Here is a 24,374-nt window from a genome sequence, read left to right as displayed (position 1 = left end):
CACCCCTATCTCCCCTTTGGCAAGCCTTTCCGCTCCACCGTGCTTTGGACTTGTGACATCGCCGCCAAGCCCATATCGTAATTGTAAGGCAACAAGACAGAGAAGCCCATGACCGTGCCCCCGTCCGCATTTCAGGACCCGTTCTTGCTCGACCGCCTGCCTGCGCCATCATTGCAGCCTGATCTGCTCTATACCCTGCCAGAACTGTGCTTTCCAGCCCGATTGAACGCTGCTCAATTTTTAGTTGAGCGTGCGATGAAAAAGGCGGGCGCGCAGGCTATCTATTTCGGCGGCCCGATTCGGTGGACGGCGACCGAACTTGCCGATCAGGCCATGCGTTTCGCCCGGCTTTTAACAACCGATTATGGGCTTGTGCCGGGCAATCGCGTTTTGATCCGCGCCCCCAACAGCCCACTCCTCATAGTGGCCTTGCTGGGAACGATGCTTGCCGGCGGTGTGGCCCTTCCCAGTGCGCCGGCCCTTGGCCATGAAGAATTGTCCCATATCTTGAAAACCGCGCGCCCCAATGTCGCATTTTGTACGCCGGACAGAGCAGATGCCCTTGCGCGTGCCGCCACCCTTACAGGCCACAGCCCTGCCCTGTGCCAAGCCGATGACAGCCTTTTGCACAGGCTTTCCCGATGCGGACCACAGGACCAGACGGTTCTGTGTTCGGCCGATGATCCGGCGTTGATCCTGTTTACCAGCGGCACCACCGGACGGGCAAAAGCGGTCGTCCATTCCCACAAAGCCCTGTGCGCGGTTACCGGTAGCTTCGGGGCGCATATTTATGGCGCACAGCCCGACGATCTGGTGATTGGCAGCCCATCTCTCGCCTTTGCTTATGGCCTTGGACTGTTATTTGCCTGCCCATTGGCCGCAGGGGCCAGCATCGCCCTTCAGGAAGAAAACCATCCCGATGCGCTTTTGGACCAGATGGCGCAGCTTGACCCAAGCATATTGGTAACCGTTCCCACCGCCTACCGCCGGATGCTGGCTTTGGGCCGGGACATTCCCTTGGGCCGCCTGCGCCGCTGCTTTTCCGCGGGGGAACCTTTATCGCCGGATCTGGCACAAGAATGGATGGCCCGCACCGGGCTTGCCATCATTGATGTTTTGGGGTCCACCGAAATGCTAGGGCCTTATATCACCACCGGAGAAGGCACTTATGCACCGGGCAGCATCGGGCGGGCGGTGCCGGGATATATGCTTAAAATCATTGACGACACGGGCGCCCAACTGGCACCGGGCGAAACCGGACGACTTTTGGTGCGCGGCCCGACAGGGGCCTGTTATCTCGATCCGGAAAATCAGGCGCAGGCTGTGCAGGATGGCTGGACGCTTAGCGGTGATCTGTGCCGCATGAATGCGGCGGGGGATGTCTGGTTCAAGGGCCGCTATGATGATCTGATTCTATCATCGGGCTATACCCTTTCCGCCATCGAGGTAGAGCAGGTTCTCGCCACCCACCCACAGGTGGGAGATTGCGCCGTCATCGGCCTGCCCGATCCCGACCGCGGCCAGATCATTGCCGCCGTCATCGAGGTGCAACGCCCTCTTGATGCCGAAGAACAAACCACCCTCGGCGAGGCCCTGATCGCCCATATCAAGCAGCGCATCGCCCCTTATAAAGCGCCGCGCCGCCTTGTTTTTGTCAAAGCCTTGCCCCGCACCGCATCGGGCAAGATCCGAAGGGCGGCGCTGCGATCAATGTTCGGTCAGGACATTCAATAACGCCGGAGTGCCCGCCGCCACCTGAGCCAATGCCCGCTCCAAAGCCTTGGGAAGCTCCAAAGGATCGCTGACCTCTTCCCCATAGCCACCGCAAGCGCGGACAATATCGTGAAAGGCAGGAGACGGGTCCAACGCCGTCATGGGCATCTGATTGGCCCGCATGGCATGGCCTGTGGGATAAACCGAAGCCGTGGCAGTTTTCACTGCATTCCAGCGGCGATTGTTGAACACGATGGTCAGGGTGGCAATCTTATGCGCTGCCGCCGCCTGATGACAGGCCACCGGATTGGCGAACATATAGCTGCCATCCCCCAGGGTGCAGACCACCAAACGGTCCGGCTGCGCCAGCTTTACCCCCATCGAGGCAGGCAGCCCCCAGCCCAGACCGCCCGCATTGCTGGGGCCGAAAAAAGTGCCGGGCGTGGAGAACTGCATCACCGGACGGATACAGCCGATTTCATTGACGATGATGGCATCCGGCCCCTTCACCCGATCCAAACAGGCACTGACCCAAGCCGGAGACATGGTGGCGGGTGCTTGATCGCCCCCCAAAAGTGCCGTGCGGCGTTTTGCGCGGGCGGCTTCATGGGCCTTAGTAAGGGCAGAGCGGCGGGCCGCCACCTCTGATTTCCGTGTGGCCGTTGCCCGTTCAAAGGCTTTTTGCAGCGCCGGCAAAGCCTGCGAGGGACGGCATTTGATGGTAATATCCGCAGGAAAACCGCGAATGGGAATATCGGCAGCCAAGGGATCGGCACCCATCTGGATCACCGGAGCATGCTGCGGCCAATCATGGCGAGCCGGAAGCCAGGGGGCTGGCGTCTCCAGCACCAGAATGGCATCCACATCGGCAAAATCAGGCCCGAAATCAAAACCCGCCTGCATCGGATGCTCGGACGGCAGGTTAAGATAATTGGCGCGATATTCGATCACCGGAATGGCAGCCGCTTCGGCAAAGTCGGCCAAAGCCTTTACCGCTGCCGGCTCCCGTCCGGAACGGCTGGTGACAATCAATGGTCGTTTCGCATCCGAAAGGATTGCTGCAACTTCTTCAATCGCCGCCTGATCCACACCCGTTTCCCGCGCCGGAGCGATGCGGGTTTTCCCGGTGGTTTGCAAGCCGTTCAAAGGAGCGCCCAATGTTTCGCGCGGCATCCCCAGATAGATCGGCCCGCCCGGATCACCTTGCGCCAGGGCCATCGCCCGATCCACCACCGTTTCGATCTGGCAGCCGGTGCGCAACTCATAATCCCAGACCACCGCTTCGCGCAGCATGCCCGCCTGATCGAACATTTCCTGCCCCCAATGGATCGACACATCGCGGCTGGAGGCATCGCCGCTTTCGGTGATAGGGGTGCGGCCTGCGCCAAAAAAGATCGGCACATTTTCGCGCTTGGCATTCAGCAAGGCACAAAGGCTATTGGCCAGCCCCACCGTCACATGCACCATGGCGGCCTGCATCCGTCCGCTGCCCAGATAATAGCCATGGGCCATAGACACCGCTGCATTTTCATGGGGCACGATGATCGGTGTGGGCAATGCCAGACCCGATTGCGATACACGGGCATAAGCTTCAATGATGGCGGGAAAATCCGTGCCAGCATTGGCAAACAGATAATCAATCCCCCGCGCCTTCATCAGCCCCAACATCGCTTCCGCGACGGTTTGTGCAGCCAGTGTCATCGGTTTCTGGTCATTGCCATTGCGCATTATTGTCCCCTGTTGCAAAAAGAGACTGTATGGTGACCTAACAATAAGATCGTCGCAAGGACTTTTTGTCGCAGAAGGGAACGCGCCTTCTTTTATTGGAAAAGGGCGTTCAGATAGCTGGCAATACGAATCCCCCCCATAGACAACCGTTTTTTCACATGGGGCACATTTTCATAACGATAGGTCCAGCTCAAATCTCCCGATTCGGGGTAGATCCGGTCCCGCAAAGCCGCACTTTCCACCATCCATATGTCGGGATCGGCGTTGGACCATTGGGCCACCTGTTCGGGGGTAATTTTGGAATCCAGCCACGCCGACAATTCGGAATAAGACAGCTTTTCAAAATCGATAAGGCCACTGTCCCACACAGAATGCAGATTGCTGTCTTTGCCAAACCATTTCAGCTTCACATCATTGCCGCCGCGATCCGTGCCATTGCCCACATGCAAAGGCTGATGCAAATCGCCAATGATGTGCACGATAAACCGCAAGGCCAATTGCCGATCGGCCAAAGGCGCACTTTCATCGGTTACAGTGCGGGAAAACTGCTCCAAAGCGGTGATGGCATCCCCCCGATCCGGAGCCCCGACAGCTTCGTAACTTTTACCGTGCGGGACAGTCACATAATGCCAAGGGTTGGCGGTTTTCTGCCAGAAAGGATCGGGATTGGAGCGCATATCATCGGGCCAGGTGGCGGCTTCCGCCAATGTTTCCGGCCCCAAAAGATCGCGGACGGCCGCCTGCGCCTTTTCATTAAGATGGTTTTCGGCAATGGCTCCGGTGGTCCGATGACCGATCGGCCCCCAGCCATAGGCCGGCCCAGCCATAGCCACACAAACCGTCAACACAGACAACAAGCGCATCGTGATCTCCCTTTATAAAACCCTGTCTTCATTGATAATGCAGTTCCAAAGGAAGGCAAAGCCCGATGGAGCGGCAAGAATATCGGCACGCATCAAAACCAAAGCCGTGCCAGTCTTTTTCTCCGAAGAAAAAATGTCTTTTTCACTTAGGATGCAAAGATTGGAAAAGCCCACACTCATAAATCCACTCAAAAACCAATGCGCCAAGGGCATCCGGGGATAGACTATGAAAATTGTCGTGCTTGATTTTGAAACCGCCGATACGGGAGCAGACAGCGCCTGTGCGCTTGGTGTCGTGCAGATTGAAAATGGTCGAATCTGCGAGGAAAAAGCCTATTTGATCCGCCCACCAAGACAGACCTTTCACTTCACACATATCCACGGCCTCACATGGCAGCATGTGTGCGACGCCCCCACATTCAAAGAGCTTTTACCCACGATCACCGGGCATTTTACGGGGGCCGATTTTATTGCTGCACATAATGCCGCCTTCGACAGAAAAGTGCTTTTGACCTGTATGGGGAAGGCCGGACACACGCCCCCATCCCTTGGCGCATTATGCACAGTGCAACTGGCCCGGCAGGCATGGGGCATCTATCCCACAACACTTCCCGCCGTATGTTCACATTTCAATATTGCGCTTCAACATCATGATGCCTTGTCCGACGCCCGTGCCTGCGCCCGGATCATCACCAAAGCCATTGAGGAAGATTTCCCCATAGAACGGGCAAGGCTTAACCCGCCCTCTTACCGGGTTCCGGTGGCCACCCGATGATCCTGTCAGGGCGTCCTCATCCGATCCGGTCGCAAGATTTCAGGCTATGTCGAACGAGCGAGCCCAAAGCATGCCAGGATGCGCGCGGCATCGCCCATTGTGCGGATCCGGTTCAACAAGACGTCCGCCGCGCGCCATGCTGGAACACTCTGTTCTGCTGAGTATCGTCTGTGTATCGTCGTTCTGGTGCGTATCGTCACTCGACACACAATGTGGCTTCAAGCCGCACCGGCATGGAAACGTTGAAGCGGTTCGGTGATAGGCGCATCACCGATTGATGGATTTCCTCAAACTGCTCGGGCGTACCGTCACCGGAAATATGTACGGAATAGCGCAATGTGTCGAAGCCGGGCTTAACGAGAGGGTCGAGGCCAAAAAATCCGCGCAGGTCCAACTCGCCTTCGGTTTTGATCTCAAGTTTGGTGAGCGTAATGCCGCGTGCAGCGGCACCAGCCACATATCCGACAGTCATGCAGCCATTGAGTGCCGTCATGAGCATTTCCATAGGGTTTAATCCGGTGTCATCCCCCAGAAGCTCTTGCGGCTCATCGACAACCGCCATCCCTTTGCGGTCGTGGGAGACACCACCCAGCCGCATTGTGGTTGGGCGTGACTCGGACCGGCATTTTCCACACCAAGTTGTGCGTACGCCAAAAAGGGCCGCCCCCTTCTCCGGCGCGGCGGCAATTTCCGAGGCAAGGTTCTGCATGGCTTGGGTATCGATGCCGTTCATGATGTGGCTCATCTGCTTGATCTCCGCAATAAGGGTTGATGCGCTGTCCGGAACATATTGACTGACCAGTAAGTAAGTGGTGATAATGTGACCCATTAAAATGAATGTCAACATCTGACTGATCGATCAGTCAGTTTTATTGATTTCCGAGCATAGGGAGAGTCACAATGACGGTGGGCGTAACGGCACAAAAGATCATGGTGCTTGCCGAAAGTTATATCTGCGAGCGTGGCTTCAATGCCTTTAGCTTTCGTCATCTGGCGGAGGCCGTTGGTGTCAGAACCGCGGGGGTGCATTACCACTTTCGAACGAAGGAGGAGCTGGGAGCGGCCGTTGCGCGAGACTATCGCGAACGCTTTCTGGAAGACTTACCGGACCCGGCAGATCCTTCGATTGAACCGGGGCAGATGATCGCCGATTATGTTTCAGCCTTCCGCGACACACTGGAAAAGAAGAACCGCGTCTGTCTGTTTGGAATGCTGGCGGCAGAGAGTGAATCGCTCCCGCCGGAGGTTGTGAACGAAACCCGGCGCTTCTTTGAACTGAATGTCGCATGGTTGGAAAAAGTTTATGCGCGTCTGAAAGAGCGCTCCGGCACGCCGTGCAACCCGCGTGCAGAAGCACTGTCCCTGATTGCGCGAGTTGAGGGGTTGATGATCGTCGCCCGTGCGATGAATGACACCAGCCTGTTTGACCAGGTGTTTTCCTCGGCTAATGGCAACGGCCTTTTATGTGCGAAAAACCCTGCCGACCAAACGCCCACTTAACGCCTGAAGCGAAACAGCCTGCGCTTACGGGGGGCCTCGAACAAATCCCGGGGGCGTTCAGGATCGAGAATTTCCCTTTCCGAAAGCCAATTTTCCGCCATATTCAAATCCGGCAAACGGTAATCTCTCAAGGTGCGGCCCTCGTTCCGTATCGTCTCGATGGTGCCGATCAACGATCCGCAGCCTTTGAGCGTCGCCCCGATCTGCTCAATATGGCAGCCCAGATGCTCGGCCAGCAGATCATTGCGGATATGGGCAATGGCCTTGCATAGTCCGGCCGTGGCGGCGGGCGTTTTTGCATGGTCCGCATCAAGGGCCAGATCACATTCCGTATCCAGCCCCAAAGAACGGTTGTTCATATTCGATGACCCCACGCGTAAAATTCGGTCATCAACAATCATGATCTTGGCATGAATATATATGGGGTGTCCGCCCTCGCTCAGCGCATGAAACAGACGAAACCGCCGGTATTTGTCATGGCGGCGCAAGATGGAAACAAGCCGGGCGCGGGCTGTATCCATCACTTTAGATTCCAGCCAGCCTTCCGATGTTTCCGGCATAACCACCACGATTTCCGGACCATCCGGCTCCGATAAGCGCCGGGCGATGGCTTTTGCAATTTTGTATGAGGTAAAATACTGGCTTTCCGCATAAATAAAATGCTGCGCATTGGCGATCAGATCCACATAAAGCGCCTCGATCTCGAAAATCCCCGCCTGATCGGGCATCCTTGCTTGCGTACGTGCGATGGCAATTGCCACCTTCTGAAAGGACGCATCCAGACCCATCGGCCAGCAAGACACCCCGGATGTCACCGGGGCAAGCGCTTTGCCGCCAGCTTTTTCCCAGCGCATCCGGCAAAAATCGTCCAGAGCCCGCGCAACCGGCCCTTCCAGGGCTGTTGTGATATCGTGCCATGGTCCGGCATCCATATTATCGGGTTGCAAACGGCGCGGCGCTTCATCGGCATGCTGGCGGCTATCCCAGCGACCATTGGTGATATCAATGCCGCCGCAAAATGCCATCTCCCCATCTATGCTCAGGATTTTCTGGTGCTGCGCAGCTCCCGCCGGATGATTGCCATCCAGCATCCAGTGCAGACGCGGATGCCGCCACCATCGGAAAGCCTCAAACAAAGTGGTGCCCCGAAACAGAGAGGTCAGCGCCCCCATATCCCAGCGCAGCACGTGGATATGAAGCTCTGGGCGACGCTGCACCAGCCAATGAAGATAGGCCCCCACCGCCAATGGGCCGTCATCGTCTTGTTCATGGTCATAAAGATGCACTCGCGCATCGAAATCCCAACCCAGCAGCATGATGCGCTTTCGGGCGTTCATCATGGCGCGGCGCGCGGCGCGAAAATAATCCTCCGCATCGATGATCACCGCCGCACGATCCGCCGTTTCAATACGCCAGCAATTGCGGTCCGAAATCAGGGTTGGCGAAGGCATCAGCATCTCCCAATGACTACACCTCCATCAACGCCTGACAAGGCAAAATGGCCCGGAAAAATCCGGGATCAAATTTCCACTTGCGCCAACAGCCGCAAGAAATTGCCACCCATCACCTTGGCCACATCTAACCGGGGCACCCCCCTTGCCAACAAGGCCGCCGGAAGCACATCCCAATCGGCGTAATTATCGAAAACCGGTTTATAAGTAGCGTCCATATCTGTCCCGATCATCACATGATCTGCGCCGACCACTTCGATCATCGCCAAAATAGCATCGATATAATCCGACAGATTTTGCTGCCCCAGGCCCCAAGGAGCCACACCGATAGCGCCACCATGTTGGGCCACCAAGCGGGCATGGTCTGACGTGATCATGCGCGGGTGACGGACGTTTTCGGTTTGCAAAGACGTATGGGACAACATCACCGGGCGGGAAGAAACCTCGAGACAATCACGGCTTGTGGCTTCGCTGGCATGGGCAAGGTCGATCAAAATACCCGCTTCATTCATCGCCTTGACCGCAATACGCCCCAAATCAGTCAGGCCGTTATGAACCGGCGTCTCGGTCTGGTTATCACCAAGTTGATTGACGTGATAATGCACAAGACCAATGGTTCTCACCCTATCCTTGGCGGCAGCGAAAACCCGTTCGGGGGCATCTTCGATAAAGTCCCCTCCTTCCACACCGAACAGACAAACGGATTTCTCTCCCCGATGCGCCGCTTCCACGCCCTGCGCTGTGCGTTCGCATGACAAAAGCCCGCGTTCGCAGATGGCGTGCAAAATACCGATCTGGCGACGATATTCACCATAGGCTTCGCCGGGTCTGAAATCACGCGCGGCCCGAATGCCTTGCGGTCCCACGGACAACAAGGGCAAGTCGGCCACACAACTAAACACCGCTGCGGTAACATTCCCCGTTTTAATATCATCGACCACGCCGGAAACATTGGCCGGACCGAGCACTTTCACTGCCGGATTTTGCGCATCAATACCGTCGAGAAAGAACCGCCCCGGATGGGCATGCGTATCGATACTGGGATGGTTTTTCAGGAAACGACGGCCTTCGGCACGCTGTTCCGCGCTCATGATTTTTGAAAAGTCTTCCCGCGCTCTGGCAGAAAATACATCCTGCGCCTGATCTTGGGCCGGAACTTGGGCCTGATTTTGGATATGGGCTTGGGCCCATCGCGCTCCCAGAGCCCCCATCAACCCTGCCGAGGCCAGCACGCCCATACCGCCCAGCATATGGCGACGATTCACTAAATACCGGCTCATTTCACATCCTTTCCCTCACGCGCGACATCATCACCAGCATAAGCCCAACATTCGATTTCCAGCGCCCCGCCCAAAGCCAGACCGGATGTCCCGAAGGCACTGCGTGCCGGCAGACGGTCCGGCTTGAAATACGTGACATAAACCGAATTGAAAGCCGCCCATTGGCCCATATCTGCCAACATAACGGTGCACTTGAATAGATCGTCATAGGAAAGCCCGTGCCGCTTGAGCGTCGCTCCCATATTCTCCATGGCCTGCCGGGCTTGGGCCGATATACCGCCGGGAACCAATGTGAGCGCACCCGGCTTCGCACCGATTTGGCCAGAAAGATAAAGAATATCTCCAACCCGGACCGCCTCGGAAAACGGCAAGCCATCAGGATGGGCGAAATAGGTCGGCCCCGCCAAAGCAGATGGCGTAAAAAACGGCAAAAAAGCAGCCCCGCCGAAAACGAGAAAGGCCACAGCGATACCAGCCGAACGCAAACGGTAAAACACAGATCTCTCAGCGGTCATCATCGGTCTCCTTTGAGGAATAACAAGACGGCACGGCGGGTCTGGTTTGAGAGAGAGCCGCCGTCACCAATTGGGCCGCCACCTTGGGTTCAAGCGGTAGATCCAACACCAGCCCGCGATAAAAAACCGGACCCATCAACAGATCGAGCGCCAATTCCACATCAAGATCCTGAGCAAGTTCACCGCGCGCAACGGCCGCTTCCAGCATAGTACGCAGAGCCGACCCCCTGCGGCTACGCACCAAGCGCTGCAAAGCCTTGAAATCGGGGTGCTGATGCATGGCCCCGACAATCGCTATTGTTGCCCGGCGCATTTTGGGATCTTGCAAAAACCTTATAGCGGCTTCCAAAATCAGGGTGATTTGTGTGTGAATATCGCCGTGCATATCCTTAAGCGATGGCAACTCCTGATCCATACGCCGAAACACCGCGCCCACAATATCCAGCATCAGATCGTCTTTTGATGGCCATCGCCGATAGATAGCGGGCCGCGAAGACTGTGCCCGGCGCGCCACCGCTTCCAAACTGACCCCGTCGAACCCCTGTTCGGCCAGCAGGTCCAGGGCCGCCCCCAAAAGCCTTTGATCCAATGCCAAATCGCGCGGACGGCCCGAACTGCGTTCTGCTTCAGCCCTTCCCGGCTCTGCACTCTGCGATATCGGTAATCCGCTCGTTTCTTCCGCCATTCCGGTTTTCCACACACCCTTGGTTTGGCCAGACCGACATGATCAATCGGGATGGCAATAACAATGGACGAATAAATTACATTAATGTAACGTAATTATAATGTCCATAACTGCCAGGCAATCAAGAATCTGGCATCCCGACTCTGGATCCGCGTCATTATTCGAGGGGCGCTGCACGACGTTCAGATTCGATAAGGACACCCAAAACCTTATGATTTTTTTGTGGTTTCTGCCACATCAGGGAGGGAACAGATGATGACGAAAAGAAGGAAGCATGGACGAAACGGGGCATGCTTATGGGCGATGGCGCTATCCTTGGGCAGTGCAGCAGCCACAGCGCAAGAAGCGCCTCAAACTACACAGCAGAGCGGGCGCAGCAGCGATGGGCGGGTTTTGGAAGAAATCATCGTCACCACCCGAAAGCGGGAAGAAAGCCTGCAAGACGTGCCCATGGCGATCACCGCTTTTACCGAAAAAGATCTGGAAGACGCCGGGATTGAGCGCATCGAAGATATCGCGCTCTTGACGCCGGGTTTTAACATGGCGCCCTTGTTCGGCGGCAGCGGGCAAACGCCGGTGATCCGGGGCATGATGACCACCATTGGCGAGCCGAATGTGGGGTTCTTCGTCGATGGCGTTTATCAATCCTCGCGAGCAACCATGGAAGCTCTGATCGAGAATGTGGCCCGTGTAGAAATTGCCAAAGGGCCGCAAAGCGCCCTTTACGGTCGCAACACCTTTGGCGGCGCAGTCAATTACATTACCAAAGATCCCAGCAACAATTTCGAAGGCTTTTTTGAAGGCACATTGGGCAGCGATGAGCGCCGGGATTTCAAGGGATCGATTTCCGGACCGCTGATCCGGGACAAGGTCTTTTTCAGCGCCGGAGCGGTGCATCATGAACGGGACGGGTATTTCAAAAACGATCTGACCGGATCTGGTCTGGATAGCCGCAATACCGAGGTTTATCACGGCACGTTGGAAGCCTTTCTCACCGATACATTCGGCATCACCGCCCGCATCGCCTTTGAAAACACCAATGACGGCGACGAGCCCTTGCAGTTTGTCACCAATAATGCCCAGCTTTTCAATCCGCTTCCCTTTCCCGCCCCGCCCACCAACCAGCTATTTGTAGGAAAAATGCCCGGTTTTGAAAGCGGTTTTGCCGTTACACCGGGAGAGACAGACCGGGAAAATCTGACCACATCCTTCACCATGGATTGGGACGTGGGCCCTTATACATTAACGGCAATCACCGGCTTCAACAGCCTTGATCTGCATACCGCCATTGATGACGATTATCAGGCCCGCCAGATTCATTTTGAAACCACCGATGTGGATCAAGAAGAGTTCAGCCAGGAGATCCGTTTGTCTTCCTCCGGCGACGGTCGGTTTCGCTGGATGCTTGGTGGATATTATTACCATCTGGATGCAGATACGCGCATTGATGATCGCTTTGTCGGCGATGCAGGTCCGCTGATGCTGGCTGTTTTGGGGCCATTTCAAAGCCTGATCAGCGATACTGAAGAAGAAACCGACAGCATTGCAGCCTTTGGGCAGGTGGATCTGGATATCACTTCGGCGCTCACCTTTTCCTTTGCCGGACGCTACACCCATGAAGAAAAAGACGTGACGGCGGTGGATACCGACCCCATTGCCGGGATTTCCAATCCACCATTCGTGGATTCCCTGTCTTTCGACAATTTCACGCCCCGGCTATCGCTGGACTATCACCTGACCGATGAGAACCTGTTGTATTTCAGCGCCGCCCGGGCTGTGAAGGTGGGGGGCTTCAATGTGGTAACCGCCGCCGGGCAGATCCTGCCCGAAGAACGCAGCTTCGATCCCGAACGCAGCTGGCATTATGAACTGGGCTCGAAAACCTCGTGGTTCGGTGGACGGCTAACCGCCAATCTCAACGGCTTTTTGATCAAATGGAACGACCAGATCGTCCGGGCTTTGGGGCAAACCTTTGCCGTTCTCAATATCAATGCGGGCAAAACCACGTCCAAAGGCATCGAACTGGAAGTCGCGGCCCGCCCACTACCCGGCCTCGATATCCGGGGCGGCTTTGCTTATACCGATGCGGAATATGATGATTTCGACTTCACCACCTTGTTGCTTGCGGGCATCACCGATACCCAATTGGCAGGGACACAGCTTCAATATGCCCCCAGCTATATGGCCAATGGAACGGTGCAATATCGGCGGCCTTTGATGGGCGAAATCGACATCATGGGGCGTGCGGACATTGCCTATCAGTCCAAGCAAAATGCGGTACAGACTGGCGACGCCTTCACCGCCGACGCCATCCTTCTCAATCTGCGCGCCGGATTTGAAATGGGGCAGCATGCGCTCATATTCTGGGTGGACAATCTGACAGACGAAGAGTCGGCGGCCAATGGTGTGTTCATTACCAATCCGGGACGTCGCTTCGATTTCGCCGCCGGAGCCGCAGGGCTGGGCCCGGCCACCGGCTTTGAAGCCTTTGGCGGGCTTGCCTTATCGCGGGCACCACGAAGCTGGGGCGTCACCTTGCGCAGCCGGTTCTAAACAGGATTCTGTCGCCAGATGGATACAGACAAGCGCTGCTGTCGCACCCGCGATGGCAGCGCCCCCAAAAATCCCGGCCATATATCGGAAAAATCCGGGGCTTTGGTTATTTAAAGAGCAGCATACGGCCATAATGGGCGCTGAAAAGTCCGAAGGCCGCCACCCATAAAAGGCCAGATACCCACAGCAAAGCGCTATAGGATGTGGGCGCGAGCGATGCCCCCACCCGCGCCGCCGCCGCTGCTGCAATCAAGATATAAAGTATGGTCGTCCAGCGGTCGGCTGTCAGTTTCCGCCCGGTATGGCCCAAAGTGGCCCGGGTCATCACCGCCAATGTCATGGAGCCAACGGCTCCGGCGGTCAGGGCATGAAGGCCAGCCATCGACGGCAGGATTTGCGGCAGAAAAACGCTCAATCCCAAAAGACACAGCCCCAAGGGGAGCCAGAAAAAACCCAGATGCAGGCTCCAGATCAACGGCTCTGATAAGGTTAGATGGCCCTGCCACCGGCCAAGGCGCAAAAAGCTCACCCCCCCTGCAATCAGCAAACATATGCCCGCGATCTGGCTATCGGGCAGGGATACCCACGCAATAAGGGCAACAAGCATAAAAAAAAGGCTGGCCTTATCAAAGCGGCCAAGGCTTGCGGGCAATCGCTTTTCGCCACGTTTTGACAGCCAGTTCCGGGTAAAACTGGGAATGATGCGCCCACCCACCAAGCCGATAAGAAACAGAATCGTGGCAATGCCAAGCCGTTCACCCATACGCCCGGTCACAGCCAGGCCCATCAGGTCGAGATGGGTCAAAAGATTGGCAATAAACAAAGCGGCCAGCGCGACCGGCATGGGGAGATTGCGCCAATTCCGCCCCGCCAGAATTTCACGCAACACAACAGCAATCAGCAGCAACAAGAAAGACAGATCCAGCACCGCCACGAGCGCAGGACTAAGAAAAGCCGACATCCCCATGGCGAGCCGCCCCAAAAGCCATGTGCCGAACAAAACCATCAAAGACACGCCCTGCAACGGCATGCGGCCCGTCCAGTTGGGGATGGCTGTCAGCAAAAATCCGGCAATCACGGCACCGGTAAATCCGAAAATCATTTCATGGGCATGCCATGCCAACGGATTGGCCCCCAAAGACAAAGAAACCGCCCCTTGCACCACCATGAGCCAAAGAAACAAAGACAATAACGACCAAAGGCCCGCGCCAAAAAAGAACGGACGAAAGCCCTGCTGAAACAGCAACGGGCCATCAAAAGGCCGATAACGGGGAATGCCTGCGGGCTTTACAGTCTCTGCGGTTCCAGCCATTTCCAACGATCCCTTCCCGACGGACGCCTTCTGACCATCCCTTGATTGCCCATAGCCCACTCTAATTCACTTTAATATGTATTGTAAATACCTATTATGAAGCAAAGGAATGGAACGACTAGGCATATCGTACCATTGGCGGGCTTTTGCCCATGCCTGAGGACACGGTGCCCGCTATAAAAAGATCAGCCAGATTGTCCTTATGCATCGGCAGCCATCTTATTGATCTTCTTTCACCCGGTCGATGCGGTGATGCAGGGTGGCAAGGCGGGCGATGGCGCTGTGAAGGGCCTGTTCTGCCTTTTCCCGGGCTGTTTCATCCGGTGTAGTGATCAGCACAGTTTCCAGCAAAGTGCAGAACTTCTCCAGAGCCCCTTGTGTTTTTAAAAGCGGGGCGGGATCGTCACCAGTGCGCACATCTTCCTCGAAATCGACGCCACAAGCAGCGATTTCGGCTTCATGCTGTGCGATGGCAGCCTCCAGCTCTGGCAGCGTTTCAATCTTTGAAGATGACCCCGAATCCTTGTGGGCGCCTCTTTCATTTTGGTGCCATGCTGCACGTCGCCATGTGCGCAACAAGGCCGCATGGTGCAGTTCTTCCTTGGCCAGCATTTCCGCCTGTTTGGCAATCTCAGCATCGGGCGTCGATGCCGCGAGATATGTATAAAAGGCAAAGGCGCGCTCTTCATTCTCGACGGCGATGGCAAAGGCGCGGTAGGGCGTAAGCAGCGCACTGCCCGCCGCGCCTTCCCAGTTTTTCGCCAGTTCTTTGGGCAGGTGCCAATGGATCTCATGATCGCCCGAAGGCACGTCACCGAAAGCCTGCGCCCATTCCGCCACCGCGGCCACATGATGCTGTTCTTCTAAAGCCAGTTTATCGAAAGCCGCGGCTGTCTCGTGCTCATGGCGCTGGCGCATTTCTGTTGCAAGCCACTGATAGCGGCGCACGGATTCATGCTCGATCCGGGTGGCGATGGCAATCAATTCTGCCATTGTGCCGGGGGTCATCTGCGGGTCTTGGCTCAACAAAGACATGAGACCATTTCCTCTGTGTGATCTGAGGTTGCATTAAAACACAATATAATCCTAGATTATAATTTCTCACATGTTATCTGTAATTTGATCCAAAGCAAAAGGTGGCACGATCCCGACCCTATAGTCAGACCTCTGCACAGATCAGTTTAAGGAGTTCTCAACGTGCGTTTACGGCGCTTAACTCTCTGGATGTGTGGCCGTTTTTCCATAATGACGGCGTTGTCTCTCCTCTTGTCCGTGCTTTTCGCCCCGCCTGTCTTGGCGCAACAAAGCGCGCAATTGGGCCGGTTTCTGGATCAAGTACAAGCGGCAGATATCGTGCCCGGTGCCAATCATTTCGGTGCGTTGCTGGAGATCGCCCCGATTGCACCGGCTCTTAAGGGCGAAGAAATTATCGGTTATGTTTATCTGACCTCAGACATCGTGAATACCGCGGGCTATTCCGGCAAACCCATCCACACACTGGTCGGCCTTGATGTAGATGGCACCATCATTGGCCTGAAACTGGTAGAGCATCACGAACCCATCGTTCTGATCGGCATCCCGCAAGCGCGTATTGACGCTTCAGTGATGGATCTGATCGGCTTCAACCCCATGCAGGCCGCCAAAAATGGCGAAGCCCCGCCACAGGTGGACATCGTTTCCGGTGCCACCGTCACGGTGCTGGTGATCGGCGACAGCATCCTGCGTTCGGCGGGCCGTGTGGCGCATCTGTTAAGTGGCGGCACGATAGAAACAGCCGGCCCCACCCGCATGGTCGATCCCCAAGGCGGCGCAGTGAGCAACTGGGAAACATTGCTGGGCAATGGAGCGGTGCGGCGCCTGCATATAACGGTGGGCGATGTGAATGAGGCCTTCGCCCTGTCCGGCGATCCAAAAGCCATGAAACGCCCCGAGCCGGGTGCCCCCGATGACGGATTTGTCGATCTTTATGTGGCGCTGGTATCGCACCCTGCCATTGGCCGCACCCTGTTAGGCGATACCGGGTTCGAACGGTTGCAAAGCCAGCTGGGCACCGATCAGGCCGCCATCTTGATCATGGGCGACGGGCGGTATTCGTTCAAAGGCTCAGGCTATGTGCGCGGCGGCATTTTTGACCGGATCGAGCTGACCCAAGGGGCCGAAACCATCCGTTTCCGTGACAAACAGCATGAGCGCATCGCCGATCTGGCGGCAGCCGATGCGCCGTCTTTCAAGGAAATAGCCTTGTTCCGCATCCCCACCGGGGTGCAGTTCCAGCCAGCCGAAACCTTCAGTTTACAGCTTTTGGTGCAGCGGGCCATCGGCGCTCTGGACAAGGCCTTTACCAGCTTCGCCCTCGATTACCGCCTGCCCGCCCTCTATTCCAAGGCAGTGCCCCCCGCACCAAAGACCCCTGCGGTTGTGAAGGCGGCCCCCAGTGCAGATACAAAAAACCCGGAAGAGGCCATATCCGCGCCGGCCATGACAGACATCGCCAATTTCGGGAATGGGCCGAACGCACCGCTCTGGCAACGGATCTGGCGCAGCAAGATCGCCTCGATCTCTGTGCTGGTCATAATGCTGGGCGTGCTGACAGGGATTTTCTTCTTTCAGGATATTTTGGTGAAGCGGGAGAAATTGTTCAATCGCATACGCCTTGCTTATCTTCTGGTGACGCTGTTCTGGCTGGGCTGGGTTGCCCATGCGCAACTCTCGGTGGTTAATGTGCTGGCCTTTGCCAATGCTCTGCGCACCGATTTCCAATGGTCCTATTTTCTGATCGATCCCTTGATCTTCATTTTGTGGTTTTCAGTGGCGGCCGCCTTGCTGTTTTGGGGGCGCGGCCCTTTTTGCGGCTGGCTATGCCCCTTCGGGGCCTTACAGGAACTGACCAACAAAGCCGCCCGCTTGTTGCACGTCCCGCAGATCACGGTGCCATGGGGCCTGCATGAACGGCTCTGGCCTTTGAAATATGTCATTTTCCTTGTGCTGTTCGGTGTGTCGCTCACCTCTTTGGGACTGGCGGAAAAGCTGGCCGAAGTGGAGCCGTTCAAGACCGCGATCATCCTGCATTTCCTGCGCGATTGGTGGTTTGTCCTGTTTGCGGTGGCCTTGCTTGTAGCGGGCCTGTTCATCGAACGTTTCTTCTGCCGCTATTTGTGCCCATTGGGGGCCGCACTGGCCATTCCGGGGCGCTTGCGGATGTTTGATTGGCTCAAACGCTATCGGGAATGCGGCAATCCGTGCATGCGCTGTGCCGTTGAATGTCCGGTAGGCGCAATCCATCCCGAAGGCCACATCAATCCCAATGAATGTATCTCCTGCCTGCACTGTCAGGTGCTTTATCACCACGATCACAAATGCCCGGTGATGATCCAAAAGCGCCTGAAGCGCGAAAAGCGGGCAGCAATGGCGTCCCCCAGCATGAACCCTTCCTCACCGGTCGGCACCAAAGGCGGTGTCGCGCCACGCAATGCCTCATCACAGGGAGAAAAGGCATGACAGACATGAAAGACAAAAGCGGACCAAGCCGCCGCGATATCCTCGGCGGCACCGCTTCGGTGGCGACCATTGCCGGGCTTGCGGGAGCGGGCGGCTTCACAGGTGGCGCTGCTCTGTCACCACGATCAAGCCAGGCCGCCACGGCCAAAGAGCATGTGGGGCCGGGCGATCTGGACGAATATTATGTGTTCTTCTCCAGCGGACAAGCAGGGGAATTGCGTATTGTCGGCCTTCCGTCCATGCGTGAACTGATGCGTATTCCGGTGTTCAACCGCTGTAGTGCCACCGGCTGGGGTTCCACCAATGAAAGCCGCAAAATTCTTACCGAAGGCTTGCTGCCGGAAACCCGCAGCTTTCTAGACAGCCGCGGCGGGGTCTATCTGAATGGCGATCTGCATCATCCGCATATGTCCTTCACCGAAGGCACCTATGATGGTCGCTATGTGTTCATGAACGACAAGGCCAATTCCCGCGTCGCCCGCGTTCGTTGTGATGTGATGAAATGCGACAAGATCATCGAGATCCCGAATATGGAAGCAGTGCACGGCCTGCGGGTCCAGAAATACCCAAAAACCGGCTATGTCTTCGCCAATGGGGAAGACCGCTTGCCGCTGCCCAATGACGGCACAATTCTGGATGAACCGGATAAATATCATGGCATTTTCACCGCCATAGACGGCGACAGCATGGAAATCGCCTGGCAGGTGATGGTGGATGGCAATCTGGATAATGTGGATGCCGATTATCAAGGCAAATACTGCTTTTCCACCTGCTATAATTCCGAAGGCGGCACCAATCTGGCCGAAATGACATCGGCAGAGCAGGATTGGGTGGTCATTTTCAATATCGCCCGCATCGAAGAAGCCGTGAAGAACGGCGATTTCACCAGACATCATGGCGTGCCGGTGATCGATGGGCGGCATGGCTCGCGCTATACACGCTATGTGCCGGTTCCCAACAGCCCGCACGGCATCAACACCGCCCCCGATGGTATTCATGTGGTTGCCAATGGCAAACTGTCCCCCACGGTAACGGTCTTTGATGTGCGCCGCTTCGACGATCTGTTCTCTGACAAGATCAAACCGCGCGATGTGGTGGTGGCAGAGCCGGAGCTTGGCCTTGGCCCGCTTCACACAGCCTTTGATGGTCGCGGCAATGCCTACACAACGCTTTTCATCGACAGCCAACTCTGTAAATGGAACATCGACAAGGCCATACGCCTGTTCAATGGCGAAGATGTGGACCCGATCGTGCAAAAACTGGATGTGCATTATCAGCCGGGCCATAACCACACCTCCATGGGGCAAACCAAAGAGGCGGACGGCAAATGGCTGATCTCGCTCAATAAATTTTCAAAGGACCGGTTCCTGAATGTGGGGCCCTTGAAACCGGAATGTGATCAGTTGATCGACATTTCCGGCGACAGCATGAAGCTGGTCCATGATGGCCCCAGCTTTGCCGAACCCCATGATGCCACCATCGTCCACCGCTCCAAGATAAACCCGGTGCATCGGTGGGACCGCGACGACCCCTTGTTCGACGATGCAAAAAAACAGGCCGAGGCCGATGGTGTCGAACTGGAATATGCGGCGGACGTCATTCGAGACGGCAATAAGGTGCGGGTCTATATGTTTTCTGTGGCCCCCGCTTTCAGTCTGGAGAAATTCACGGTCAAACAAGGCGATGAGGTGACGATCTATATTACCAATTTGGATGATGTGGAGGATCTGACCCACGGCTTCACTCTGACCAATCACGGTGTCGCCATGGAAGTGGCGCCTCAAGCCACCGCCTCCATCACCTTCATTGCCGACAGACCCGGCGTGCATTGGTATTATTGCCAATGGTTCTGCCATGCCCTGCATATGGAAATGAAAGGGCGGATGCTGGTTGAACCGCGAAATGCCTAAAGTGATCCGCCGCTTGCAATATACGCCGCCTAAAGGCCGGGGTCGTCCGGCTTTGTGGCAAGGGCTGGCCTTCGGACTGATCCTGCTTTCGGCCTTATCGGCTCGGGCTGCCGATCATGCCGTGGCCCCGGGGGCGGATTTGCAAGCGACAATCAATGCCGCAACAGCAGGCGATGTGCTGCGTCTTCGGCGTGGCACCTATCAAGGACCGGTGGTGATCGACCGGCCCCTTTCCTTGATCGGCGAGGAAGGTGCGGTGGTAAATGGCACTGGCCTTGGCAGTGTTTTCACCCTCATCGCGCCGGATGTGCGCATCGAAGGGCTGGTCATCACCGGCTCTGGCATTGATGTGCCAAAAATGGATTCCGCCGTTCTTGTAAAACAAACCGCCAAACGCGCCTTGATCCTCAATAACCGCCTTCAGAACAATCTGTTCGGGGTGTATCTGCATGGGGCCGATGGATCACAGGTGGAAAACAATATCATTCACGGGCGGCGCGATCTGCGCACGGCGGAAGCAGGCAATGGCGTCTCTATCTGGAATGCGCCAGGGGCCAAAGTGACCGGCAATGACATCCGCTATGGTCGCGATGGTATTTTCGTCAATACCAGCAAGCGTAATGTCTTTCAAAACAACCGCTTCCGGGATCTGCGCTTTGCCATCCATTATATGTACACCCATGACAGCCGGATCATCGGCAACTGGTCACAGGACAATCATGTGGCCTGGGCCTTGATGTATTCTGACAGGCTGGAGGTGCGCGACAATATCAGTCAGGGCGACCGCGATCATGGCCTCCTTCTGAACTACGTGAACAACACGAAGATCACCGGCAATCAGGTGCGCGACAGCCAAGGCAAATGCCTGTTCGTCTATAATGCCCATAAGAACCAAATTGCCGAGAATCTGTTCAAAGGCTGCCCCATCGGTATTCACTTCACTGCCGGGTCGGAACGCAATGATGTGTATGACAATGCCTTTATCGGCAATCAGACGCAGGTGAAATATGTGGGCACGCGGCGGGTGGAATGGACCTTTGAAGGGCGCGGCAATTATTGGAGCGACAATGCCGCTTTCGACCTGAATGGCGACGGCCTTGCCGACCGTCCTTACCGGCCCAACGACATCGTTGACGATATTCTATGGCGCTATCCGCAAGCCCGGCTTTTGTTGAACAGCCCCGCCATCGACGTTTTGCGCTTTGCCCAATCGAAACTGCCCGCGCTTTATCCCGGCGGAGTGATCGACACCGCCCCCCTGATGCAATCGCCCATTTCAGAAGAGGGATCATGAACACCATTGTCACTCTTGACGGCGTGACCAAGCGCTATGGAAAACTGACCGCCCTTGAAAACGCCACTTTGACACTGGGCGCCGGCGAAGCCGTGGCACTGGTGGGCCATAATGGTGCGGGCAAAACAACATTGATGAAGCTGGTGCTTGGCCTGATCCGGCCCAATGGCGGCACGGTGCGCGTTCTGGAAAAAGATCCCGCGGGCCGCAAAGGGGCACAGCTTCGCCGCCGCCTGGGATTTTTACCGGAAAGTGTGGCCTTTCACAGCGCCATGACGGGCGAGGAATTGCTGGGATTTTACGCCCGACTGAAGCGCGCTCCGCACTCGGCCAATAAAGCCTTGTTGCACCAAGTTGGATTGGCCGAGGCGACGCACCGGCGGGTCGGCACCTATTCCAAAGGCATGCGGCAAAGGCTGGCTCTTGCCCAAGCGCTGATCGGCACGCCGGACATCTTGTTGCTGGATGAACCCACATCCGGGCTTGACCCTGCCTCGCGGGCGCAAGTGTATGCCACAATCGACCGGCTGCGGGCTTCAGGGGCCACGATACTGGTTTCCACCCATGCACTGGCTGAAATCGAGCCCCATGTGGACCGCGCCATTTTGCTGCATCAAGGCCGTATCATCGCCGCGGGCGATCTGGCCAGTCTGCGTAAAAACGCAAGATTGCCAACGCGTATCCGCCTGAAGGTGGCCCCATGCAGCACCGAAAAGATCTTAACGTCCTTGCATAGCGACATATCCCTCTTGCACCGTAGCGCGGACCGGCTGGATCTGGCGGTGGCCCAGACTCATAAATTGGACCTCTTGTTGGAACTGGCCGCCCTACGCGATATGATCGAAGATCTGCATGTCGAAGAACCGGGGCTTGAAGCGCTTTACCATCATCTGATGAGCGAGGTGCCCGCATGACGCCGCTTTTGACCATCACCGGCTGGGAATTGCGTATTGGCCTGCGCAATCGCTGGGTCGTGGCCACCACGCTGGTTCTGGCCGCTTTGGCATTAAGCCTCGTTTTACTGGGCAGCGCCCCCACGGGCACGGTTGGTGCCTCCCCCATTACAGTGGTGGTTGTGAGCCTTGCCAGTCTGACCATCTTTTTGGTGCCGCTCATCGCGCTGCTTTTGTCATTCGATGCCATTGTCGGAGAAGCAGAACGCGGCACCTTGCTCTTGCTGCTGGCCTATCCGGTGGCACGCTGGCAGGTGGTGCTGGGCAAATTCCTTGGCCATGTCCTGATGCTGGCCCTTGCCACGGCGCTGGGCTATGGCGCGGCGGCGGCTGTGCTCTATGTCGGCGAAGGGGCCGATGCCGGGGCCTGGCCCGCCTTTGCGCTGTTGATCGGGACATCGGTATTGCTTGGGGCGGTGTTTGTGGCGCTGGGCAGTCTGGTAAGCATCATCGTGCGCGAACGCGCCACCGCAGCGGGCGTTGCTGTGGCGCTGTGGCTGGTGCTGGTCCTGCTTTATGATGCCGCGCTTTTGGGCCTTTTGGTGGCCGATCAAGGCCAGACTATCAGTGCCGGAAGCCTTGATCTTCTGCTTTTGATGAATCCCGCCGATATATACCGGCTGATCAACCTCACCGCCCATGAAGCAACGGCCGTGGCCTCGGCCATGAGCGCCCCCATCGAGGCAGGGCTTCCCCTTTGGAGCCTTTATGCAGCCCTGATCATGTGGATTTTGCTGCCGCTTGGGGCCGCTGTGGCGCTTTTCAAAAGGAGGCAGGCATGAGTCTTTCCCGCGCGATTTTGATGGGGTGGGGAGTGGTGGTCATGCTCGTGCTTTCTGGCTGCAACCAAAACACGGAAAACGCACCAATCCCTGCACCGCAAGAACCGGATGGCGACGCCATGGGCTATTATTGCGGGATGCTGGTGATCAACCATTCCGGCCCCAAGGGGCAAATCTTCTTGAAAGGCCGCGATGATCCGCTTTGGTTCAGTTCGGTGCGCGACACCATAACCTTCACCTTATTGCCCGAAGAATCCAAAGCAATCCGTGCCATCTATGTCAATGATATGGGGCTGGCCGCCAATTGGGACCAGCCACCACCCGGCGCATGGGTGGCGGCCATGGATGCCGTTTATGTGGTGGGCAGCGATCAAAGCGGCGGCATGGGCGGGCCGGAATTGGTGCCCTTCAGTGACAAAGCGGCCGCCGAGCAGTTTCAGGCCGCCCATAATGGCACGCTCTATAGTTTTAAAGACATTCCACAAAGCGCTGTGCTGGGGGAACCGGATATGAGCCCGGAAAAAAGGAAGCGAGGATCATGATGCCACATAACCGCATGACCAAGCCCACCAGCCCCCTTACAAGACGCCGGTTTATCGGCATTATGGGATTTTGTGCCGGGGTCACTCTGTTGCCGTTCATGGCCCATGCCAAAACCCAACGCCATCAATGGAGCGGTGTTGCTTTGGGGGCGCGCGCCTCTATGCAACTGATTCATCCTGATGCCGCCACGGCCCGGCACATCATCCATCTGGCGGTGCAGGAAATCGAACGGCTGGAAGCTGTTTTCAGCCTGTATCGCCATGAATCGGCCCTTTCAAAGCTGAACAGAGAAGGGCATTTAAGTGCCCCTCCTTTGGAACTAGTGGAGCTGTTGCAACGTGCCAAAAGCATCAGCCATGCAACGAACGGTCTGTTCGATATAACGGTGCAACCGCTTTGGCAGCGCTATCACCGCTATTATAGCGCCCATCCCGATGCCGAAACCCCACCGCCTGTGGACGATATTCTGCCGCTCATCAATTGGCGCGCCGTGCGCATTGACCCTGCCTGTATCAGCTTTGATAAACCGGGGATGGCCATCACGCTCAATGGCATCGCCCAAGGCTATATCACCGATCGCGTCGCCGATTTGCTCAAACGCAATGGCATTGACCGGGTGCTTCTGGATTTGGGTGAAACCCGTGCGATGGGCCTGCGCGAAGATGGACGGGCATGGGCCGTGGGTGTGGCCGATCCCCAAGCCCCCGCGCGTATCAGCGGCCATATCGAATGTGTGGACCGTGCTGTCGCCACATCCGGCGGATATGGCCTGATATTTGATGCCGCCAGACGGGTCAGCCATCTTTTGAACCCGCATACGGGGGCCACCCTCCCCGCCGCCCGCAGCATAACCGTGGTGGCCGATCAAGCGGCAACCGCCGATGCGTGGTCCACCGCCTTTTCACTGATGAAAAACAAAGATATTATAAAAAAAGCCGCACAAATAGATCATCTGGCGGTGTATCAAAGCGACCCCGTAGAGGGCCTCAAACACTTGGCCTAGCCCCCTACCTATCGGG

General features: G+C 56.6%; 20 protein-coding genes. 11 read left to right on the top strand and 9 right to left on the bottom strand.

Annotation, left to right across the window (positions count from 1 at the left end; all coding sequences use genetic code 11):
* The first annotated feature begins 108 nt into the window (after window positions 1-108).
* Window positions 109-1,734, top strand: coding sequence for an acetate--CoA ligase (locus IEX96_RS08085; RefSeq protein WP_150005754.1), 1,626 nt, complete (start codon window positions 109-111; stop codon window positions 1,732-1,734).
* Here the strand turns inward: IEX96_RS08085 and IEX96_RS08080 are convergent.
* Both IEX96_RS08080 and IEX96_RS08075 read right to left on the bottom strand, forming a co-directional pair.
* Window positions 1,708-3,441 (bottom strand): thiamine pyrophosphate-requiring protein, encoded by a 1,734-nt coding sequence (locus IEX96_RS08080; protein ID WP_150005755.1) that lies wholly within the window; start codon window positions 3,439-3,441, stop codon window positions 1,708-1,710. The genes IEX96_RS08085 and IEX96_RS08080 overlap by 27 nt on opposite strands.
* Before the next feature lie 92 nt (window positions 3,442-3,533).
* Window positions 3,534-4,304 carry a S1/P1 nuclease gene (locus IEX96_RS08075; RefSeq protein ID WP_150005756.1) on the bottom strand — a complete coding sequence of 257 codons (771 nt, stop codon included), beginning with the start codon at window positions 4,302-4,304 and terminating at the stop codon, window positions 3,534-3,536.
* Between the two features lie 226 nt (window positions 4,305-4,530).
* Here IEX96_RS08075 and IEX96_RS08070 point away from each other — a divergent pair, with 226 nt between their 5' ends.
* On the top strand, window positions 4,531-5,079 hold the full coding sequence (locus IEX96_RS08070) for an exonuclease domain-containing protein (RefSeq protein ID WP_150005757.1): 549 nt from the start codon (window positions 4,531-4,533) through the stop codon (window positions 5,077-5,079).
* Window positions 5,080-5,275: 196 nt separating this feature from the next.
* On the opposite strand, the gene IEX96_RS08065 is transcribed toward IEX96_RS08070, so the two are convergent.
* Window positions 5,276-5,926 (bottom strand): OsmC family protein, encoded by a 651-nt coding sequence (locus IEX96_RS08065; RefSeq protein ID WP_229773616.1) that lies wholly within the window; start codon window positions 5,924-5,926, stop codon window positions 5,276-5,278.
* Between the two features lie 53 nt (window positions 5,927-5,979).
* Here IEX96_RS08065 and IEX96_RS08060 point away from each other — a divergent pair, with 53 nt between their 5' ends.
* Entirely contained in the window at window positions 5,980-6,579 is a 600-nt protein-coding gene (locus IEX96_RS08060; protein WP_150005758.1) for a TetR/AcrR family transcriptional regulator, read from the top strand.
* On the opposite strand, the gene IEX96_RS08055 is transcribed toward IEX96_RS08060, so the two are convergent.
* The 4 genes from IEX96_RS08055 to IEX96_RS08040 all read right to left on the bottom strand — a co-directional run bounded on the left by IEX96_RS08055 (window position 6,576) and on the right by IEX96_RS08040 (window position 10,510).
* Window positions 6,576-8,030, bottom strand: a complete 1,455-nt coding sequence (locus tag IEX96_RS08055) for a phospholipase D-like domain-containing protein (protein ID WP_150005759.1) — start codon at window positions 8,028-8,030, stop codon at window positions 6,576-6,578. The two genes, IEX96_RS08060 and IEX96_RS08055, sit on opposite strands and share 4 nt — an antisense overlap.
* Window positions 8,031-8,098: 68 nt before the next feature.
* A complete protein-coding gene (locus IEX96_RS08050; RefSeq protein WP_150005760.1) occupies window positions 8,099-9,310 on the bottom strand; it encodes a dipeptidase in 1,212 nt (403 codons plus the stop codon).
* On the bottom strand, window positions 9,307-9,825 hold the full coding sequence (locus IEX96_RS08045) for a RidA family protein (RefSeq protein WP_150005761.1): 519 nt from the start codon (window positions 9,823-9,825) through the stop codon (window positions 9,307-9,309). The genes IEX96_RS08050 and IEX96_RS08045 overlap by 4 nt, the downstream gene beginning before the upstream one ends.
* Window positions 9,815-10,510, bottom strand: coding sequence for a TetR/AcrR family transcriptional regulator (locus IEX96_RS08040; RefSeq protein ID WP_150005762.1), 696 nt, complete (start codon window positions 10,508-10,510; stop codon window positions 9,815-9,817). Before IEX96_RS08040 ends, IEX96_RS08045 begins: the two co-directional genes overlap by 11 nt.
* A 252-nt stretch (window positions 10,511-10,762) precedes the next feature.
* Here IEX96_RS08040 and IEX96_RS08035 point away from each other — a divergent pair, with 252 nt between their 5' ends.
* On the top strand, window positions 10,763-13,063 hold the full coding sequence (locus tag IEX96_RS08035; RefSeq protein WP_150005763.1) for a TonB-dependent receptor: 2,301 nt from the start codon (window positions 10,763-10,765) through the stop codon (window positions 13,061-13,063).
* A 106-nt stretch (window positions 13,064-13,169) separates the two neighbouring features.
* Here the strand turns inward: IEX96_RS08035 and IEX96_RS08030 are convergent, their stop codons facing one another.
* Both IEX96_RS08030 and IEX96_RS08025 read right to left on the bottom strand, forming a co-directional pair.
* Complete coding sequence (locus IEX96_RS08030) at window positions 13,170-14,375, bottom strand: NnrS family protein (RefSeq protein ID WP_150005764.1); 1,206 nt, start codon at window positions 14,373-14,375, stop codon at window positions 13,170-13,172.
* 219 nt (window positions 14,376-14,594) lie between these two features.
* Window positions 14,595-15,410: a ferritin-like domain-containing protein gene (locus tag IEX96_RS08025; protein ID WP_150005765.1), complete on the bottom strand. Its 816-nt coding sequence runs from the start codon at window positions 15,408-15,410 to the stop codon at window positions 14,595-14,597.
* Window positions 15,411-15,620: 210 nt separating this feature from the next.
* On the opposite strand from IEX96_RS08025, the gene IEX96_RS08020 reads away from it, so the two are divergent.
* The 7 genes from IEX96_RS08020 to IEX96_RS07990 are packed head-to-tail and all read left to right on the top strand — an operon-like array spanning window position 15,621 to window position 24,358.
* A complete protein-coding gene (locus tag IEX96_RS08020) occupies window positions 15,621-17,873 on the top strand; it encodes a 4Fe-4S binding protein (protein ID WP_373293761.1) in 2,253 nt (750 codons plus the stop codon).
* A complete protein-coding gene (nosZ, locus tag IEX96_RS08015) occupies window positions 17,870-19,783 on the top strand; it encodes a TAT-dependent nitrous-oxide reductase (RefSeq protein WP_188873751.1) in 1,914 nt (637 codons plus the stop codon). Before IEX96_RS08020 ends, nosZ begins: the two co-directional genes overlap by 4 nt.
* Window positions 19,776-21,077, top strand: a complete 1,302-nt coding sequence (locus IEX96_RS08010) for a nitrous oxide reductase family maturation protein NosD (protein WP_150001081.1) — start codon at window positions 19,776-19,778, stop codon at window positions 21,075-21,077. The genes nosZ and IEX96_RS08010 overlap by 8 nt, the downstream gene beginning before the upstream one ends.
* The gene (locus IEX96_RS08005; RefSeq protein ID WP_150005766.1) at window positions 21,074-21,991 is read left to right on the top strand and encodes an ABC transporter ATP-binding protein; all 918 of its coding nucleotides are present in this window, start codon (window positions 21,074-21,076) and stop codon (window positions 21,989-21,991) included. The genes IEX96_RS08010 and IEX96_RS08005 overlap by 4 nt, the downstream gene beginning before the upstream one ends.
* Window positions 21,988-22,812, top strand: a complete 825-nt coding sequence (locus IEX96_RS08000; protein ID WP_188873750.1) for an ABC transporter permease subunit — start codon at window positions 21,988-21,990, stop codon at window positions 22,810-22,812. Before IEX96_RS08005 ends, IEX96_RS08000 begins: the two co-directional genes overlap by 4 nt.
* A complete protein-coding gene (locus tag IEX96_RS07995) occupies window positions 22,809-23,354 on the top strand; it encodes a nitrous oxide reductase accessory protein NosL (RefSeq protein ID WP_229773614.1) in 546 nt (181 codons plus the stop codon). Before IEX96_RS08000 ends, IEX96_RS07995 begins: the two co-directional genes overlap by 4 nt.
* Complete coding sequence (locus IEX96_RS07990) at window positions 23,351-24,358, top strand: FAD:protein FMN transferase (RefSeq protein WP_150005767.1); 1,008 nt, start codon at window positions 23,351-23,353, stop codon at window positions 24,356-24,358. The genes IEX96_RS07995 and IEX96_RS07990 overlap by 4 nt, the downstream gene beginning before the upstream one ends.
* The last annotated feature ends 16 nt before the right edge of the window (window positions 24,359-24,374 follow it).

The sequence above is a fragment of the Iodidimonas muriae genome (assembly GCF_014647255.1).
Lineage (GTDB): Bacteria > Pseudomonadota > Alphaproteobacteria > Sphingomonadales > Rhodothalassiaceae > Iodidimonas > Iodidimonas muriae.
This window is presented reverse-complemented; position numbering and strand designations above follow the sequence as displayed.

Coding starts and splice junctions, on each gene's coding strand:
- IEX96_RS08085 (WP_150005754.1), top strand. CDS start 109: ATGACCGTGCCCCCGTCCGCATTTCAGGACCCGTTCTTGCTCGACCGC.
- IEX96_RS08080 (WP_150005755.1), bottom strand. CDS start 3,441: ATGCGCAATGGCAATGACCAGAAACCGATGACACTGGCTGCACAAACC.
- IEX96_RS08075 (WP_150005756.1), bottom strand. CDS start 4,304: ATGCGCTTGTTGTCTGTGTTGACGGTTTGTGTGGCTATGGCTGGGCCG.
- IEX96_RS08070 (WP_150005757.1), top strand. CDS start 4,531: ATGAAAATTGTCGTGCTTGATTTTGAAACCGCCGATACGGGAGCAGAC.
- IEX96_RS08065 (WP_229773616.1), bottom strand. CDS start 5,926: ATGTTGACATTCATTTTAATGGGTCACATTATCACCACTTACTTACTG.
- IEX96_RS08060 (WP_150005758.1), top strand. CDS start 5,980: ATGACGGTGGGCGTAACGGCACAAAAGATCATGGTGCTTGCCGAAAGT.
- IEX96_RS08055 (WP_150005759.1), bottom strand. CDS start 8,030: ATGCCTTCGCCAACCCTGATTTCGGACCGCAATTGCTGGCGTATTGAA.
- IEX96_RS08050 (WP_150005760.1), bottom strand. CDS start 9,310: ATGAGCCGGTATTTAGTGAATCGTCGCCATATGCTGGGCGGTATGGGC.
- IEX96_RS08045 (WP_150005761.1), bottom strand. CDS start 9,825: ATGACCGCTGAGAGATCTGTGTTTTACCGTTTGCGTTCGGCTGGTATC.
- IEX96_RS08040 (WP_150005762.1), bottom strand. CDS start 10,510: ATGGCGGAAGAAACGAGCGGATTACCGATATCGCAGAGTGCAGAGCCG.
- IEX96_RS08035 (WP_150005763.1), top strand. CDS start 10,763: ATGATGACGAAAAGAAGGAAGCATGGACGAAACGGGGCATGCTTATGG.
- IEX96_RS08030 (WP_150005764.1), bottom strand. CDS start 14,375: ATGGCTGGAACCGCAGAGACTGTAAAGCCCGCAGGCATTCCCCGTTAT.
- IEX96_RS08025 (WP_150005765.1), bottom strand. CDS start 15,410: ATGTCTTTGTTGAGCCAAGACCCGCAGATGACCCCCGGCACAATGGCA.
- IEX96_RS08020 (WP_373293761.1), top strand. CDS start 15,621: ATGACGGCGTTGTCTCTCCTCTTGTCCGTGCTTTTCGCCCCGCCTGTC.
- nosZ (WP_188873751.1), top strand. CDS start 17,870: ATGACAGACATGAAAGACAAAAGCGGACCAAGCCGCCGCGATATCCTC.
- IEX96_RS08010 (WP_150001081.1), top strand. CDS start 19,776: ATGCCTAAAGTGATCCGCCGCTTGCAATATACGCCGCCTAAAGGCCGG.
- IEX96_RS08005 (WP_150005766.1), top strand. CDS start 21,074: ATGAACACCATTGTCACTCTTGACGGCGTGACCAAGCGCTATGGAAAA.
- IEX96_RS08000 (WP_188873750.1), top strand. CDS start 21,988: ATGACGCCGCTTTTGACCATCACCGGCTGGGAATTGCGTATTGGCCTG.
- IEX96_RS07995 (WP_229773614.1), top strand. CDS start 22,809: ATGAGTCTTTCCCGCGCGATTTTGATGGGGTGGGGAGTGGTGGTCATG.
- IEX96_RS07990 (WP_150005767.1), top strand. CDS start 23,351: ATGATGCCACATAACCGCATGACCAAGCCCACCAGCCCCCTTACAAGA.